Here is a 1247-nt window from a genome sequence, read left to right on the forward strand (position 1 = left end):
TGGAGTTAGTATAGTTTCATGGACACATTTTAGTTAAGTCCTTACAATGATTTTTGAGAGGATGTGTCCGTCTTGGAACGTAAGAATACAGGTAAAAAATATAATAATGAATTCAAAAAGACTATTGTAGATCTTTATCACTCGGGTAATTCGGTCAAAGAATTAAGCGGCGAATATGGCGTATCTGAAGTTACCATTTATAAGTGGGTTAAAGAATTTACTCCTATCGGGTTAGGGGAAGAGTCTATGACTCCAAAGGAATTAGCCGCCATACAGAAGGAAAACCTTCGGTTAAAGCAAGAAGTTGAAATCTTAAAAAAGGCTATGGCCATATTCGCGAAAAAGTAACCGAGACCGATCTTACCGAATTTATTGAGGAACACAAGAAACAATATCCCATACAGAAGATGTGTGAAATACTAGAAATCCCAAGAAGCAGCCATTATCAGTCCCTTCAAATAGTCGTATCAAATCGCGAACAGGAAAACCAAGAACTCACGAAGGAAATTCATCTCATTTACCTGGAAAGCAAGGGACGATATGGGGCTCCAAAGATTCATGAAAGCTTATTAGCCAAAGGGTTTTCCCTAAGTCTAAAGCGTGTTCAACGCTTAATGAGCAAGGCGAGAATTCGTTCTATTACTAAGAAAAAATACCGTCCCTATCCATCTAAAGAAAAGGTTATTCAATTGGATAATTTGTTAAAACGAGACTTCACTACTCAGACCATTAATGAGAAATGGGTAGCAGATATTACGTATATCCACACGTTAAAAGACGGATGGTGTTATTTAGCTTCGGTATTGGACCTTCATTCTAGGAAAATAGTGGGATATTCATTTTCTCGTTCAATGACGACAGAACTGGTCATAAAAGCTTTCAATAACGCACAGATTTCACAAAAGCCTTCGGAGGGCTTAGTTCTTCATACGGATCTTGGCTCACAATATACAAGCAGTGAGTTTACTCAACATATCCAAAACCATCATATTAAGCAATCCTTTAGTCAGAAAGGTTGCCCGTACGATAATGCCTGTATTGAATCCTTTCATGCCCTATTAAAAAAGGAAGAAGTCAACCACGTACAATATTTAGACTATCAAACAGCTAAGTTAGCGATGTTCCAATTTATTGAAGGTTGGTATAACCGAACAAGGATTCACAGCAGCTTAGGCTATCAAACACCACAGGCCATTGAAGATCGAATTAGGAATACAGCTTAAGATTTAACTTTTTAGTGTCCAAAA

General features: G+C 37.5%; 1 protein-coding gene. It reads left to right on the forward strand.

Annotation, left to right across the window (positions count from 1 at the left end):
* The first annotated feature begins 72 nt into the window (after positions 1–72).
* Positions 73–1223, forward strand: a protein-coding gene (locus ACFX4I_RS26375; RefSeq protein WP_377424191.1) for an IS3 family transposase whose coding sequence is annotated in 2 segments (ribosomal slippage) — positions 73–322 and positions 322–1223 — 1152 coding nt in all. Because the reading frame shifts where the segments join, the coding sequence is not laid out codon by codon here.
* Positions 1224–1247: the final 24 nt, after the last annotated feature.

It is taken from the genome of Peribacillus sp. YIM B13472 (assembly GCF_042788005.1).
Classification (GTDB): Bacteria; Bacillota; Bacilli; order Bacillales; family DSM-1321; genus Peribacillus; species Peribacillus simplex_E.